Annotated in this window: 7 protein-coding genes and 2 pseudogenes; 3 read left to right on the forward strand and 6 right to left on the reverse strand. The window is 70.2% G+C overall.

What is annotated here, in order from left to right:
• Positions 1–29: 29 nt before the first annotated feature.
• The 5 genes from ABT115_RS26995 to ABT115_RS27015 all read right to left on the reverse strand — a co-directional run bounded on the left by ABT115_RS26995 (position 30) and on the right by ABT115_RS27015 (position 11,339).
• Complete coding sequence (locus ABT115_RS26995) at positions 30–815, reverse strand: SAM-dependent methyltransferase (protein ID WP_351794887.1); 786 nt, start codon at positions 813–815, stop codon at positions 30–32.
• Between the two features lie 189 nt (positions 816–1,004).
• Positions 1,005–3,146, reverse strand: a complete 2,142-nt coding sequence (locus ABT115_RS27000) for a DEAD/DEAH box helicase (protein ID WP_351794890.1) — start codon at positions 3,144–3,146, stop codon at positions 1,005–1,007.
• Positions 3,143–4,492, reverse strand: coding sequence for a BREX system ATP-binding protein BrxD (gene brxD / locus ABT115_RS27005; protein WP_351794893.1), 1,350 nt, complete (start codon positions 4,490–4,492; stop codon positions 3,143–3,145). The genes ABT115_RS27000 and brxD overlap by 4 nt, the downstream gene beginning before the upstream one ends.
• The gene (gene pglZ / locus ABT115_RS27010) at positions 4,489–7,278 is read right to left on the reverse strand and encodes a BREX-2 system phosphatase PglZ (protein ID WP_351794895.1); all 2,790 of its coding nucleotides are present in this window, start codon (positions 7,276–7,278) and stop codon (positions 4,489–4,491) included. Before pglZ ends, brxD begins: the two co-directional genes overlap by 4 nt.
• The gene (locus tag ABT115_RS27015; RefSeq protein WP_351794898.1) at positions 7,278–11,339 is read right to left on the reverse strand and encodes a DUF6079 family protein; all 4,062 of its coding nucleotides are present in this window, start codon (positions 11,337–11,339) and stop codon (positions 7,278–7,280) included. The genes pglZ and ABT115_RS27015 overlap by 1 nt, the downstream gene beginning before the upstream one ends.
• Positions 11,340–11,494: 155 nt before the next feature.
• On the opposite strand from ABT115_RS27015, the gene ABT115_RS27020 reads away from it, so the two are divergent.
• The 3 genes and pseudogenes from ABT115_RS27020 to bla all read left to right on the forward strand — a co-directional run bounded on the left by ABT115_RS27020 (position 11,495) and on the right by bla (position 13,741).
• Entirely contained in the window at positions 11,495–12,448 is a 954-nt protein-coding gene (locus ABT115_RS27020; RefSeq protein WP_351794901.1) for a LysR family transcriptional regulator, read from the forward strand.
• A pseudogene (locus ABT115_RS30950) lies at positions 12,449–12,598 on the forward strand (transposase); the annotation flags it as partial. It lies immediately after the preceding gene.
• Between the two features lie 222 nt (positions 12,599–12,820).
• Positions 12,821–13,741 (forward strand): class A beta-lactamase, encoded by a 921-nt coding sequence (gene bla, locus ABT115_RS27030; RefSeq protein ID WP_351794904.1) that lies wholly within the window; start codon positions 12,821–12,823, stop codon positions 13,739–13,741.
• A 256-nt stretch (positions 13,742–13,997) separates the two neighbouring features.
• Here the strand turns inward: bla and ABT115_RS27035 are convergent.
• Positions 13,998–14,198 (reverse strand): annotated as a pseudogene (locus ABT115_RS27035) (hypothetical protein); the annotation flags it as partial.

A 14,198-nucleotide genomic window follows, 5' to 3' on the forward strand; every position in this document is an offset into this window, starting at 1 on the left:
ACGTCAGAAGCTGCTGTCCAACCCCCGGCTCAGCGCACCCGCCCGACACCCACGTAGAAGCCACTGCGTTCCCGTACCGGCGCAGGCTCCTCCTGGTACCACTCCGTGGCGAACACCAGCCCGGGCTCGACGAGGTCCAGGCCGTCGAAGAAGGGCTCGACCTCTCTCCGGGTACGCATCCTCAGCGGGATCGCCCCCTTCTTGTACGCGGTCTCGGTCTCCTGCTGGAGCTCGGGATGCTGGTCGGCCGTGCCGTGCGAGAGCACCAGGAAGCTGCCCGTCGGCAGGGCATCGACCAGGGTGCGGGTGATGCCGTACGGGTCCTGGTCGTCGGGCAGGAAGTGCATCAGGGCGATCAGGGACAGCGCGACGGGCCTGCTGAAGTCCAGCAGCTCACGGGCGCGTTCGAGGATCACCTCCGGCTGCCGTACATCCGCGTGGATGTAGTCGGTGGCCCCCTCCGGGCTGCTGATCAGCAACGCTTCCGCGTGGCGCAGGACGATCGGGTCGTTGTCCGCGTAGACGATCCGGGCATTGGGTGTGATGGCCTGGACGACGTGGTGCAGATTGGGCGCCGTGGGGATGCCGGTGCCGATGTCGAGGAACTGGTCGATCCCGTTGCGGGCCAGCCAGGCGGAGGCCCGGTGCATGAAGGCCCGGTTCCGCGCCGCGTTGCCGCGCGCCTCCTCGGGCAGCGTCTCCCCTACCTGCTGGTCGACCGGATAGTTGTCCTTGCCGCCCAGCAGCCAGTCGTAGACACGCGCGGGGTGCGGCTTGCTGGTGTCTATCTGGGGCTTGGGTATTCCGGCCGTCACAGGACCCTCCTCCGTACGGGGAAATCACGAGCACGCGAGCGCCTTCAGCGTAGGCGACGCGCAGCTCGAACTTTCACCGCGGATTGACATACCGTCAACACCGTTCGGAAACAGATGAATTCGACACTCGTGGGCTCCGACGCACCCACCGCATCCACACACCCCCAGCCGTTGCAGCGGGAACAGTGGCTACTTGTTGCCGAGCGTGATGAAGCGCGCCGGTTCGGCCAGGACCCTGCCGGCGCTCTCCTCGTCCGTCATGCGCGCAGCGAGGGTGGCTTCGGCCAGGCGGGGCGGGAGAGCTTCTCCGAACTTGAGGCCACGAATCGCCCGGCGGTCTACGTCGGGCAGGCACAGACCCGCCTCGGTATCCGCGCGGGCGATCTGCCAGACCTGAGGCGTGAGGTCGTCGCGGAGCCGGATCCACTGGTCGCTGACGCGCCGATGCGGGGCCCCCACCGAGGCCAGCGAGGCGGCCAGAGTGGCGTTGGCGCGGTGGCCCGCCCAGGTCCACCAGCGGACGTCGCCGTCGGTGTGCCGGCTGATCACCGTCCCACCGGGATGGACTGCGTGCAGATGAACGTCACGTGCTTCGGCGAGTTTGGCCGTTGCGCGTGCGGTCAGGCGCACCGGTGGGTCCTGGCCGAGGAGTACGTCCCGGGCCGCGCGGGTCAGCGCGAAGGAACGGACACGTTCCGCGCCGAAGCCGCTCCAGCGGGCGCGCCCTCCCTCGTCTGCCGGTTCCACGAAACAGCGCTTGCGCGTCCAGTCGATGTAGGTCACCAGCCAGTTGCGACCCGCGAGGAGCAGCTTGCGCGGGCCCTCGATCTCCTCGGTGAGCAGGTCGGGGTCGGTGCGGCCGATCTCGGTACGGCCGTTGAGTACGGTGAACTCCGGCGGGGCGGTGAACATCGCCGTCAGGTTCATGAAGTGGCGTTGACCGTAGCGTCGTTCAGCTTCCGGGCCGATGAACAGCAGCCCGCCGTCCTGGTCCAGGTACCCCTCCTCGACCAGATGGCGAACGACGGGCAGCGCGCCCGGCCCGAAGGGGCCCATGCCGCCCCACCACTCCTGCCACAGGTTCTCCCCGACCCGGTGCTCCTGCAGGCAGAGGGCAAGCAGTTGCTGGGCCACCAGGTGGCGGGGCTCGGGGGGAGCGACGACGGGTTCGACCCAGCCACGGGACCACTGCAACAGGAGCGCGGCTGCCGAGAGCAGCCCTTCGGGGTCGAGCGCGAGGAAGAGGCAGTTGCGTGTGGTGTCCGAGCGGCGTCCGGTGCGGCCGATGCGCTGGAGGAACGAAGCGACTGTGGACGGAGCGTCGAGCTGGATGACGCGGTCCAGGTCGCCGACGTCGATGCCGAGTTCCAGGGTGCTGGTGGAGACGATCACGCAGTCGCGTGCTTCGGCGAAGGCTTCTTCGGCGCGCCGCCGTTCATCGACGGACAACGAGGCGTGGGACAGGAAGGTCGTGACGCCCTTCAGGCGCAGTTGCTCGCCCAGTTCCTCAACGGTGCGGCGGGTCTCGCAGAAGACCAGACGCTTCTCACCCCGGTGCAGGGCCGCGATGACAGTGGCGGCGTTCGCGACGGAGCCGACGTAGTCGAGCTCCACATCACCGGACGGCGGCGTCGCGGGCGCCTGCGCCTCCGTTTCCGCGAGGTGAGGCGCGACAACCCGCGCGGGCCGGCGCCCGTGTGCTGAGCCCTGAAGCCAGGTCAGCAGCTCACCGGGGTTGCCGATGGTGGCGGACAGGCCGACCCGCTGGAGCGGGCGGCCGACGATACGGCTCAGGCGTTCCAGTACGGCGAGCAGGTGCCAGCCCCGGTCGTCGCCCGCGAACGCGTGCACCTCGTCGATCACGACAGCATGGAGGCCCGAGAAGAAGGAGCGGTGGTCGACGTGGGCGCTGACCAGCATGGATTCCAGGGACTCGGGCGTGGTGAGGAGGATGTCGGGGCGCTGGGCAAGGATGCGGCGCCGTCGGCTCGTGGTGATGTCGCCGTGCCACAGCTCGGCCGTGCGGCCCATCCACCCGGTATAGGTCCGCAGCCGTGGGTGGAGGTTGTTGAGCAGGGCCTTGAGCGGGCACACGTACAGCATGCTGGTGCCCTTCCAGCCGTGCCGGTTCATGCGCGTCAGCAGGGGGAAGGCCGCCGCTTCGGTCTTTCCTCCCGCGGTGGGCGCGAGGAGTACGGCGTCCTCGCCACCCAGGAGCGGCTCTACCGCCTCTTGCTGCAGGGGGCGCAGGGAGCGCCAGCCGAGGGCGTTGACGATGTGATGAGCGAGGACGGGGTCCAGGAGGTCGAAGACGTCGGCCGTTTCCTTCATGACGGGTACGGCTCGGGGTTAAGGTCCAGCTCGATGTCTCCGGCACCGGTGGCCGCGCTGCGTTCCGTCTCGTTGAGTTCGGCGCTGTTGAGGGTGAGCGCGTAGTGCGCACGGGGATCGAAGTCCGCGAACTCGTCGACCCTGTCGAGGACGTCGGCGACGAGCTTTCGCAGGTACAGGCGTGGGGCGATGCCGACCTTGCCGCCGAGGGACCCGGTGACAGCATGGGCCAGTTCGTCGAGGTAGGCGTCGTCCACACGGTCGGCGAGCCGCTGCGGGTGGCGGGCCGCTCCCGTGTACAGGTCCCGTACCTTGCGTCCGAGTTCGCCGAGCGAGTCCAGGTCGAATCCGGCCAGCCGCAGTTGGACGGCGCGGGGGGAGTCGAAGCGGGGGTCGGTGGTGAAGTCGGTGGCCAGCCGCTGGGCGAGGGGCGCGAGGCGCTGGACGCCCTGCTGTCCGTCGTAGAAGGCGGGGGTGCCGGTGATGACGAGGAAGAGGCCGGGGAAGCGCCCGGCGTCGATCTCGTCGAGGAGCTGGCGCAGCGCGTTGAGGGACTTCTCGCGTACGTCGCCGCGCACGCGTTGCAGGGTCTCCACTTCGTCGAGGACCAGGAGCAGTCCGGGGTGTCCGCAGTCCCGCAGGACGGTCAGCAGGCCCTGGAGGAAGCCGAGGGCGCCGAAGTGGTCGAGGTCGCCGCGGATACCGGCGGCGCGTTTGGCGGAGGCGGCCACCGATTTCTGGCCGCCGAGCCAGGCGATCAGCGCCTCGGCGTGCGCGCCGTCGCCGGCGGCCACCGCACGGCGGTAGCCGCGCAGGGCGGCGGAGAAGGCCGGGGTGGTGCGGGCGACGTCGGCGAGCCGGCGTTCCAGCAGTTCGTCGACGGCCTGGGCCAGCGCCTCCTCGTCGTCGTCGGCGACCTCACCACCGGCGAGGACCTCTTCCTCCAGGGCGTAGAACCAGGAGTCGACGACCGCCCGGAGGGCGGAGGGCTGGTGGGTTGCGGTGGTGAGTCGTTCGACGAGTCTGCGGTAGACGGTCTCCAGGCGGTGCAGCGGCGTCTCGGTCTCGGAGATCTGCACCTCGCTCACCGCGAGTCCGCGCCGTTTGGCACGTTCGGCGAGCCAGCGGGCGAAGAAGGTCTTGCCGGAGCCGTACTCTCCTCGCAGGGCGTGGAACGCCGAACCTCCGCGGGCGGCGGCGGCCAGGTCGTCGTCGAGGGCCGCTTCGAAGCGCTCCAGGCCGACAGCGAAAAGCCCGAGGCCGGCCTGCGGTACGGTGCCGCGCCGCAGCGCGTCGACCACGTCGCGCCGTCGCACGGCGCTGACGCCGGATACGGGTGTGTTCATGCCGTCTCTCCGAGGAATTGCTGCTCCAGCAGTGCCCTGTCGAGCTGGACGGTGCGTCCGGACTCGACGAGCTGGAGCACGGAGTAGCCGTCGATGTTGAGGAGGCGTTCCAGGACGGTGGCGAAGCGTTCCGGGTTGCGCTGCGAGCGCCCTGTGGCGGCCTGGGCTGCGGCGGTCACCGCTCCGGGTGACAGTTTTCCTCCCGCCGCGAGGAGCGCGTCGAGCACGGCGGCGACGGCCTTGTCAGCGGGTGCGCCACGGACGAACTCGCGCTGGGACTTGTAGGACGCGGACCGTACGGTACGGGCGCCGGGGCTGTCCTCACCGGAGGTGTCCGCGGTCTGAGCCTCCTGGGTTCGGATGGCCGGCCTCTTCCCGAGGACCGTCGTGTCGGTGTCCAGTTCCGGCCCAGCGGCGTCCAGGACCGGCTCGATGGCGGTGGCAGGACTCGTCTCGTCGTCGTGCCACCAGCCCGGGGCGATACGTTCGGCCGGCAGCAGTGTCCATCCCTCGGGGACCAGGTCCGCCGACGGCACCAGGGTGATGACGGGGACGGTGACCTCGGCAAGGGAGGCACCGCCGTGGTAGCCGGCCTGCCGGGCGGTGTAGCGCAGGTCCTCGCGCCACGCCAGGGTGACCCGGCCGCGCACCCGGGGACCGGATACCTCGATCTCGCCGTCCGCCGGGGTCCCGGTGCGCCACCGGGCGCCTTTGGCCTTGCCCGCCAGGGGCTGCTGGCCGTGGCCCCGCGGGGTGCGGTCGATGATGTGGCCGTGGTCGGAGACGAGGACGACCGGACGGCCGTAGTTGCGTGCCTCTTTCAGCAGGTCGGGCAGTTTGCCGATGTCCTCGGGCACCCACCGGCCCCGGGCGCCCTCGCGTCCGTCGGCGAGCGCGTCGTCGACGGTGTTGAGGACGACGCCGACGATGTCGTCGGAGGCGAGGGCCTGAAGTACTTCGGGGGCCAGCCGATGACCGGGCGGCCCTTCGTATGCACCCTTGTGGAAGAGCTGGGCGGCGCGGTGGCGCTTCTTCCAGAAGGCGGCGAACCCGGCACGTTCGGCGCTCTGTCCGCCCTCGGCGGGTTGTCCGCACAGCAGGGAGGCCCGGCTGAGGGTCGTCACGGACGGCAGCATCGACACGGCGGCCCGACGGGCGGTGTCCTCGCCGGGGCGCGGCTTGGGTACCACTTCGGTCCATGCCCGCCGGTCGAGCGCACCGACGAGCTGTACGGCGACGTCGGCGCTCATGCCGTCGAGTACGAGGATCAGCGGTCTGCCGCGCTCGCGGTCGGCTGCCCCGCCGCCGTCGCGTTCGAGCGTCCTGCTGAGCGGTACGGCCGCCTCGGCCAGCACGTCCTCGATGAGCAGTGCGCCTCCGGGTGCCTGCCGACAGGCACCTTCGCTCCAGAGGGCGAGGCGCTGGGCGAACTGCTCGTCGAGGGTGGCCCTTCGTGCCCGTACGGCTCCTATCAGCCGCTGGTAGGCGTCCGCGACGGCCGGGTCCCGGGAGGCATCGCCCTCGGCGAGGATCCCGACGGCGAGGTCGGCCCAGCCGAAGGACGTCAGATGGCTTTGGACACCGTGGGCCACCGACTCCACGGGCTGCAGGGGTTCCTTCAGCCAGCGGACCAGGCGCACCGCCGTGCGGGCGTTCTCGGTGGAGTCGGCGTACAGCGTGGCGAGGTGGTGCCCGGTGAGGTCACGCAGTGCGGCCTGGGCGTCGCTCGCCGGGCCGTGCAGGGTGCCGGCGAGGTGACGCAGCCGGGTCCGGTAGCCGGAGGGCAGCAGCCGGTCGGTTCCGGTCAGGGGGCCGAGCCGGGCGTCGTCGGCGAGCCGGTCGGCACGGTCAAGGATGTCGAGTACCCGGTCACGGGCGTCGGCCCGCTGCGGTCCGTGGCCTTCGGCCTCGGCGATCCAGCGGGTGAGGACTCCGGTGACGGCGTCCGCGAAGGGCCGCAGCGCGTCGAAGGAGGCGAGCGCGGGGCCGAAGAGGGTACCGAGCGCGAATCCGGTGGATTCCGGCGTGGCGGAGGCCAGTGCGGCGGATGCGAGTGCGCCGAGCGGCAGAGCGTCCGCGCCGCGTCCGTCGGCGGCAAGGGCCAGGAGGGTGGGTGCGGCCGGTCCGACGGTCCGGGCGAGCCAGTCGCTGAGCCCGTCGCGTTCGGCGACGGGCAGCGCGGCGTAGCGTGCGGGGCCGGTGGGTGTACGCGTCCAGGCGAACAGCGTGTCGGCGTCGAGGTCGAGGGTGTCGGTGGTGGTGTCACCGAGTGAGAGCCGTGCGGCGAGGAGGGTGCGTACGGCCCGGTCGCGGGTGAGGACGGCTCCGGCACGCGGCCAGCCGTCGGCCGGTTCGGCTTCCAGCAGCGCGTCCAAAAGCCAGCGTTCACCGGCCATCCGGGGGTCGACGTCGGTGGCGCCGAAGAGCTGCTTGACGATCTCGGCGCGGTCGACGGCCAGCGGCCGGTGGCGGACGGCGTGCGCCCGCAGGTCCCAGCCGAGCTGATCGGCGGGGACCGCTCCGGTGATGACGAGGACGCTGTCGCCGTCCGGGTCCTCCTCGGTGCTGTGGCGCTGCCAGGCGTCGGCGATGCCGAGCGGGGAGTCCTGGTCGGTGATCCGGACCCGGCGGCTCGTGTCCGCGACGCGCAGGGTGAACTCGGTGTCCTGCCCGGCGCCGTCGTAGGTGGCGTCGACGAGGACGAGCCGCCGCCCTCCGGCGTCCGGGAGTTCCGCTTCCAGCAGGACCTCGATGGCGCGTCGGCCCACGGCGGGGCGAGTGCCCATCAGCGGTGTCCTTCCGTCCCGGCTCCGAGGCCGTCAAAACCGCCGGCGGAACCGGGACCGCCCGAGGGGCCGGGTACCGTCGCACCGCCGGTCTGCCCACCGGTGTCGACCGCCCGCCAGGTGATCTCCACAGGTGTGTCGGGGTTCCCGGCGCGGAAGTCCTCGATCTCCTGCCGTACGGCGGCCAGTTCATCGGCGAGCAGCGTCTCCAGGCCGCTCGCCGCGGCCCGCACGACCCGCCGGGCAGCTCGGGGGCCGGGCACGGCCCCGGTCGCCGCTTCGGCACCGGACCCGGTCGCGGGCCCCGGTGCGGGCCACAGGAACTCGGTCTCCGCGGTGCCTGCCGACGGACCTGCCGACGGTTCCTGGCGCGAGGACACCGCCGGGCTGCCGTGTTCGGTGAGGGAAACCGTTCCGGGTCCCGGCGCGGGGGCCGGCGGCAGCGGCGCCGTCCGTTCCAGCTGGAGCGCCGCGTCGAAGATACCCATCGCCGTCGACCGCACCTCACGGAGCACGGGCGCCAGCGGCCGCTCGAACTCCGATGCGTGGACGGTCTCGGCGATGTGGTCGAAGAGCCGCCCGGCCCGGTCGCCCACGCTGTCGTCCCGGTCACGCAGACTCCGGACGCGCTTCAGCACGGGCCAGTCGGTGGCGTCCAGGGCGGCGAGCACGCCCTCGGCGCTTTCCATGGTGTGGGCCAGTTCCCGGGCGGGGATCTGGTGGGTGACCGCGGCGAGTTCCTTGACCAGGGCGGTCGCGTCGCTGCCGTGCCGCCCGAGCCGGGCCAGCACACCCGCGGCATCCCGCAGCGTCGCGGTACGCGGTACCGCGGCACCGGCGTCGAGGCCGACCAGCTCCGCGTGCCGGTCCAGTGCGGCGCGCACACCCGCCACGTCCTTCTCGAACTTCTCGGCCTTGGCGCGCACGTCGGCGGCCAGTTGGTTGACGTTGCGCGCGTACGGGTGGGGCTTGGCGGACACACCGAAGAGGCGCCCGGCACGGTCCCTGGCCTTCTCGTACTCCTCGTTGTCGGGCAGCGGCTGGGCGCGCAGCCTCCAGCCGGGCCCGATCGACATGAAGTCCGGGGCCACGCTCTCGGAGCCGGAGTGGAGCACCCAGGCGCGGTCGTCCAGCAGCGCGTAGGCGGCGATCAGCAGGTTGGTGGTCTGCTTGTCGAGACCGGAGTAGCCGAGGGGTTCCTCGGTGATCCAGCGGCGGATGTCCTCGACGGAGAGGTCGTCCCGCTCCTGGTGCTGGGCGGCGGCCTGGTTGATACGGGCACGCCAGTCGGCGCGCAGGACGAGCGGGCCGTCGTGGACCGTGCCGAGTTCCAGCGGTTCGACGATGCGTTTGACGGTCGCCACCTGGCCGCGCTCGACCTCCACGCGTCCCCCGTCATCCATGGCGCGGGTGATCCACTCCAGGGCGGTGCGCAGCTCGGCCGGGGTGACGGCCCTGCGCTGGCCGTGGCGGTCGGGGCCGAAGTCGGGGTGCTTGGGGTGGAGCGCGCCGAACATTCCGTCGGCGAGGTGCAGCACATTGTCCGTGAACTGCTTGCCGCCCTCCGGCTCGGGGCGCGGGAACTGCGGCAGGAGCGACAGGACATGACGGCCCTCGACCACCTCGGCCGCCGTGGTGCCCTCCTTGGGCGCGGAGATGCCGTACACCTCGCCGAGCGAGGTGACGAGGGTGTGGGTCAGGGTGTCCCGGCCGATTTCGAGCTGACGCCGGGCCTTGACCCGGTCGTCGGGCGCGTAGGTACGGGTGTACTCGTCCAGCCGGTTGCGCTCCAGCAGGAAGTTGATCCGCATCAGCCGGCCGAGCTGGGCCTTGCGCTGCTCGGAGAAGAAGTCGGGCAGCCAGACCAGGGTGGCGGCGGACAGGCCGTTCTTCTCCAGCTCCTTCACCCGCTGGTAGTCATAACTGGGGTATCGGCCGTCCTTGTCGTCCCAGGGGTAGTCGACGACGAAGCGGACGTGCGCACTGTCGGACGGCGTGAAGTGCTCGTCGGCCACCTCCCGCGGATCGCATACGTTGCCGAACACGAACTCCGCGGTGCGCCGGGTGCCCCGCCAGACGATCTCCTTCTCGACGATCAGACCGTCCTTGACGCCGAACAGCTCCCACAGCTGGTCGCGCACCCACACCCGTCGCACGCCGACCTTGTCCTCACCGGCGACGGCGTCGAGCAGCGGCTCGATGTCCAGGTCGGACAGGTGCAGCGAGAACACCGGATCGGTCTGGCCCTCGGCGAGCAGCTCGCTGTGGAAGGTGCCGCGCAGCGCCTGCATCCTGTCGGCGACCTTGTCACCGGGCGGGACGGTCCGCGACCGTACGGAGCCGTGGTTGAGGGCGGCCAGCCGCGCGCCGGTGAGCCTGCGCAGCGCGGGGACGTCGGGAGCGAGGGCCGCGAGCAGCAGCGTCTTGACGAACCGGTCGTCCGCCAGGAAGTCGGGGTGGTCCGCCCGGCCGTACTGCTCCAGCAGGTGAGCCCGGGCCTTGACGTGGAACTTCTCGGCGGCGTCGGACTCGTGCTTGAGCTGCTCGGTGAAGGCCGCCCCGGTGCCGTCGACGAGGATGTCCCACAGGTCGCCGAGCGGGATGAGCTGCCCGAGCGGGGCGTCGGCGTTCTTCTCCAGCAGCTGCTGGACCAGCTTCAGCCCGCTGCGTTCACGCTGGAGTGCGCCGGACAGCGCGACGAGCACGTTCAGCAGGGCCGGGGAGAGCGGGTAGACGGCACGGAAGTCGTCCCAGTTCGCGCTGGTGGCGCCCTGGTCGTCCAGCAGGATGTCCTTGACCTGCTGGTTCGACCGGTCGATCCCCGCGAAGGCGCCTTCCAGGACCTCTTCCTGGCCGGGCTTCGCCTTCAGCACCCGCTCTTTGATGATCTCCGGGAGGTTGCGGTCCTCCAGGTTGATGACGGTGAAGCGCTCCTCCAGATATTCGAGCGCCTGCTCCATGTTCTGTACGTCGGAGCCGAGGATGTCCTTGCCGACGAGCTGGGACAGGTCGCGCTGCCGGGAGATGAAGGAGACGATCGGCACCGGCCGGGCGGCGTTGCCCGACTCGATGAGCTTGACCAGCTTCTGGATCTCCTCGTTGACCCAGGTGCGGTCCCGCATCCGGGCCTGGAGCCAGAGAATCAGCTCGTCGAGGAAGAGCACGACGCCGTCGTAGTCGAGCGCCCGGGCGTGCTTGCTGATCTCGCTGAGCCCGTCGTCCAGCGATACGAACGCACGCACATCGTCGGCCTTGCCGGTGGCGTACGACTTCATGGGGCCGCTGAGGAGGGCGGAGACGAGGCGCTTGCGGCCGTCGTCGTCGGCGGGTGCGGCAAAGGCGGCGTCGAGCCCGGCACCGGTCCACGGGGTGCTGGTGGCGGAACCGATGGGAGCCAGGCCGCCGTCGGGGGCGGAGCCGATGGGAGCCAGGCCGTCACCGATGGGGGCCAGGCCGTCATCCGCGACAGGCGTACGGGGCGCGGCAGGCGCGGCGGTACCGGTGGTGGGCAGCAGCCGAGCGAACGCCTCGTCGCCCAGCGACTCCCGCATCGCCCGGGCATCGGCCAGCAACGCGTCCGCCTTGTAGACTGCCGGGGTCGGCGCGTCCGGATGCTTGGCACGCACGGTCCTGACGTAACCGTCGAGCAGCGCGGAATCCAGGTTGGCGGCGCCGATCAGGTGGTAAGGCACCATCAGGAACTTCTTGCCGGGCAGCCAGTCGTTGTGCTCCCCGACCACCTCGCGCAGCCGGGGCTTGGCCCTGGCCGCCGGGTCGCCGTTGAGCACCGCGTGCAGCACGGTCAGGAAGTGGCTCTTACCGGAACCGAAGGAGCCGTGCAGATAGGCGGCGTACGAGGTGTTCTTCCGCACCGCGCCCCGCACCAGCCGCAGCGCCTTGTCGAACTCCTTCGCCAGCTGCTCGGTGACCACATAGTCGGCTACCGACCCGGCCTGGGCATCGCCGAAGCCGTCGGTCAGGGCGACCTTGAAGTCACCGGCGTGGGCATCCTCCTTGATGTCGAGGACATCCCTCAGCACGACATTGCCGCCCCTGACCATCAGCCGCTCCCCACCGCGTCCTGCCAACCCGATCGGCCGGCTATCCGGCGGAGCCCGCAGTCACCCGCGCCCCCGCACAACCCCTCCATCCTGCCAGCTCGGCCCGGGGAGGCGGGGGGACCGGGGAACAGGCCCTGAGCGGATAGCCTTTCTCCATGACTGCACGCAGCAACGGAGAGTGTCACTCACGGCGTGAGTCAAGTGAGGTCTCCGACCCGAGTGTTCATCAGCTTCGACTGTTCGTGGTGCTGGCAGAGGAGTTACATTTCCGGCGCGCCGCCGCCAGGCTCTTCATGACACAACCGGCATTCAGTCAGCAGATCCGGGCGATGGAGCGGCGGTTGGGGCTTCGGCTGGTCGAGCGCACCAGTCGCGTCGTGGAACTGACTCCTGCCGGGCACGCTCTGCTTCCTGAGGCCCGCGCCGTTACGGATGCCATGGCCAACCTCCGGCAGGTCGCCCAGGCCCGGTCACGCGAGGTCTCCGGGCGGATCGTCATCGGTACGCTCGCCGCCGAGCCCGCCATGCCCCATACGCAGGCCATCCTCGACGAACTGCACAAGCGCCACCCCAAGCTCACCATCGAGACGCGCAACCTCAATTTCATCAATCAGTACGAGGCACTTGCCTGCGGCGAAGTCGACATAGCTTTTCTACGCCCGCCCGCGCCTTCTCATATACAGATCCAGCACCTGGCCGAGGAACCTCGTATCGTCTGCCTTCCGGCCGGTGATCCACTGGCTGCCGAAGAGTCCCTCACCCTTGCACATCTGTCTGATCGCACCATGGTTACCATGCCGCCGGAGTCCCCCCAGGTGTGGCGCGACTTCTGGAGCATCAATCCACGGCCCGGCAACGTCCCCGTACGGTTCGGCCCGTTGGCGGTTGACGTTGAGGGCGTCCTGCACGCCATCGCCCGCAGGAAGGCGATCGGATTCCTGCCCGCCTCCGCTCGGGATTTCTATCCACGTCCGGGAATCGTCTATCGCGACGTGGTTGATATGCCGCCCTGCACCATGGCGCTTACCTGGTTCGCCGAAAACCGCGATCGCCCCGATATCAGCGCGGTCCGGCAGATCGCCCGGGCTGTCCTGCAAAGTCAGAGCTAGGACCATCAACAGCTGCCGCAGTTCGCTTCCTCCTCCACCTGGGACTGGGTCAAGGTCCGTGAGCGGTTGACCCATTGGGCTGCTGCGCACATCTCGCCCGAGGCGTACGCAATCGATGACGTGGGTTTCCCCAAGGATGGCTACGGCTCGCAGCGGCCAGGGCCGCCCGCCCGGCCCGGCATACCCCCCCCACACCGCTTTGCGCCAACTAGCCCTGGGCGAAGGGCGATCCACGCTACGGCGGTGACCTGGCGTCAGGGCAGCAAGGCCACCAGGAGTGCCAACGAGGCACCGCCTATCTCCTCAACCGGAACCAGGAAGTCCGGGTGTGCGTTCTAACAGTGAAGACCTGACCTGGAGGAGAGAACGGCCATGGACACCGCAGGAAGGCCCACGTCCCGGCGTACGGCGCTCACGCTGGGAGCTGGGGTGGCGCTCGCCGCTACCCTGTCTGGCAGCGAGAGCGCATACGCTGCAACCGTCGACGGCAGCAGCGCGATCTCGCGCCAGCTGAAGGATCTGGAACAGCGGCATTCCGCCCGCCTGGGCGTCTACGCCCGCAACACTGCCACAGGCCGGATTGTGCAGTACCGCGCTAACGAGAGCTTCCCCATGTGCTCGGTCTTCAAGACGCTGGCCGCCGCGGCCGTGCTGCGCGACCTCGATCACGACGGCGAGTTCCTGGCCAGGCGGATCCGGTACACCGAGAAGGACGTCACGGACTCGGGTTACGCACCGATCACCGGCAAGCCCGAGAACCTCGCCCGCGGAATGACGGTTGCTCAACTGTGCGCCGCCGCGATCTGCTACAGCGACAATGCCGCCGGCAATCTCCTTCTCCGCGAGTTGGGAGGGCCGACAGCGATTACACGGTTCTGCCGATCGATCGGGGACAAAACGACACGGCTCGACCGGTGGGAGCCCGATCTGAACTCCGCCGAACCGTGGCGCAAGACGGACACCACCAGCCCGAAGGCCATCGGGCAGACCTATGCACGCCTCACCCTTGGCACCGCACTCGGGGCTGAGGACCGCGAGCGGCTCACCGACTGGCTGCTGGCCAACACCACGGGCGGCGAGAAACTGCGCGCCGGCCTGCCCTCCGACTGGACCGTCGCGGACAAGACCGGGGGCGGCAAGTACGGGACCAACCATGACGTGGGCATCACCTGGCCCCCGGACCGCTCGCCCATCGTCATGGCCGTCCTGACGACCAAGCGCGAGCCCGACGCCTCGCCCGACAACCCCCTGATCGCCAAAACCGCCACACTGCTGGCAGCAGAACTGACCTGACCCACGCGGGCCGCCGCCTGGGCTACGGAAAGCCCCTGACATCAATTCAGGTGTGACCCACTGCCGCGGCACGGCACCTCCTACTGCCGGACCCGCCCCCCACCTTCACCAGGCACCGAGCAGACGCCCGCCAGCAGCCCCCGCTTTCCCTGACGAGGCTCACGTTTGTCGGCCAGGGCTGCTCTATCACCCCCAGCCCCGGTCCGGTCTGCCGATGCGGGCAGGCCGGACCGGGAGGTCCCAAGGAGAGTTCCGGTCACACGTCACGGATTCCGACATCGCGAGCATCCGCGACACCCTCGGCGTCCTGGATGTCCGTTACGGGCAGGCGCATGCCGCGCGACTCGGCGACCCGCAGCGCATCACTCAGGCACTCGGCGAGCCTGATCCCGGCGTACCGCACCTCGCTGTGCGGGGACATGATGTCCCCCAGTACCTCGCGGGCACGGTCGAGGAT

Source organism: Streptomyces sp. NPDC001832 (assembly GCF_040297265.1).
Taxonomy (GTDB): domain Bacteria; phylum Actinomycetota; class Actinomycetes; order Streptomycetales; family Streptomycetaceae; genus Streptomyces.

Bases quoted from the DNA above. Each gene is read 5' to 3' on its own strand.
- ABT115_RS27000 (WP_351794890.1), bottom strand. From the start codon at position 3,146: ATGAAGGAAACGGCCGACGTCTTCGACCTCCTGGACCCCGTCCTCGCT.
- brxD (WP_351794893.1), bottom strand. From the start codon at position 4,492: ATGAACACACCCGTATCCGGCGTCAGCGCCGTGCGACGGCGCGACGTG.
- pglZ (WP_351794895.1), bottom strand. From the start codon at position 7,278: ATGGGCACTCGCCCCGCCGTGGGCCGACGCGCCATCGAGGTCCTGCTG.
- ABT115_RS27015 (WP_351794898.1), bottom strand. From the start codon at position 11,339: ATGGTCAGGGGCGGCAATGTCGTGCTGAGGGATGTCCTCGACATCAAG.
- ABT115_RS27020 (WP_351794901.1), top strand. From the start codon at position 11,495: ATGACTGCACGCAGCAACGGAGAGTGTCACTCACGGCGTGAGTCAAGT.
- bla (WP_351794904.1), top strand. From the start codon at position 12,821: ATGGACACCGCAGGAAGGCCCACGTCCCGGCGTACGGCGCTCACGCTG.